Annotated in this window: 2 protein-coding genes; one reads left to right on the top strand and one right to left on the bottom strand. The window is 47.2% G+C overall.

The genetic code is table 11. The features are described from left to right. The coding region (locus R7070_RS25940; RefSeq protein ID WP_318141480.1) for a sulfite exporter TauE/SafE family protein at positions 1-704 on the top strand (704 nt) is incomplete at its 5' end. A gap of 127 nt (positions 705-831) precedes the next feature. Here R7070_RS25940 and R7070_RS25935 read toward each other — a convergent pair. Then, on the bottom strand, positions 832-1,182 hold a 351-nt coding region (locus R7070_RS25935; protein WP_318141479.1), incomplete at its 5' end, for a TAXI family TRAP transporter solute-binding subunit.

The raw sequence follows: 1,182 nt of genomic DNA, 5'->3' as shown, positions 1-1,182 counted from the left end.
GAGGTGGGAGTTTTATCACCTTCCCCGCCCTAATGGCGGTTGGCGTGCCGCCCATCATGGCTAACGCCACCAACACTTACGCCGCGTGCGCGGGATACATAAGCGGTGCCGTGGGTTTTCGAGAAGAAATTTTGAAGAACAAGCAAGAACTGCTATTCACCGTCTCGTTCAGCTTAGTTGGTGGCGCAGTTGGCGCGTATCTTCTTCTCAATACGCCAGAGTCACTGTTTTTGGAAGCCATTCCTTGGCTACTTTTGTTTGCTACGGTGCTGTTTCTTACAGGTTCGCGGTTAACAATGATCATCAAATCCATCACCAGAGAACATAAACACGCTGGCGTGTTAGGCTTAATCGCATTGAGTTTGTTGTTGGTGGGCGTTTCAGCATACGGCGGATTTTTTAATGCCGGATTAGGTGTGATTGTTCTGAGTTACCTCGTTGTGGCGGGCCATCAAGACATCAACTTGATGAATGGGCTTAAACTTCTGGTTTCAACGTGTGTGTCTCTCATCGCTATCGTCATTTTTGTTGCGAACGGCTCTATCGATTGGAGTAAAGGCAGCGTGGTAATGGTCGGGACATTAGTTGGCGGCTACCTCGCCGCGCGTGTGTCTCGCCAGCTTAATCCGAGCCACGTTAAAGGCTTTGTTGCTCTCTCTTCGATTATCATCACCATTTACTTTTTTACTGACGTTTACGCCTAACCTAAACAGAAAAGGCGCCATCAACTTAATGGCGCTTTTGCGGCTTTCAATAAAGGTTTCTAAAAAGAAGTTTAGTAAATAACGTGAAAAAGTGAGTTTAGAAAACCGTTTTAAGACGGAGTACCACTTACTTAATCAACCCAACTTCTTTGTAGTATTTAAGTGCACCGGGATGAAGTGGCGCAGACAAACCATCTTTCACCATTTCTTCTTTCTTCAAATTCGCAAACGCGGGATGAAGACGACGGAAATCATCGAAGTTTTCAAACACGGCCTTCACGACGTTATACACCACCTCTTCAGGCACAGCAGTAGATGAAACAAACGTCGCACCAACACCGAATGTCATCACATCGTTATCCGAGCCGCGATACATGCCGCCAGGCACGGTAGCAACGCGGTAAAAACTGTTGTCGGCGATAAGCTTATCCACTTTTGGGCCAGCGACTGTCACGATGTTACTGTCGCACGAAGTGGT

The organism is Vibrio sp. 1557 (assembly GCF_033340175.1).
GTDB lineage: Bacteria > Pseudomonadota > Gammaproteobacteria > Enterobacterales > Vibrionaceae > Vibrio > Vibrio alginolyticus.
Note: the sequence above shows the minus strand (reverse complement) of the source record. Positions and strands in the feature narration are given on the sequence as shown.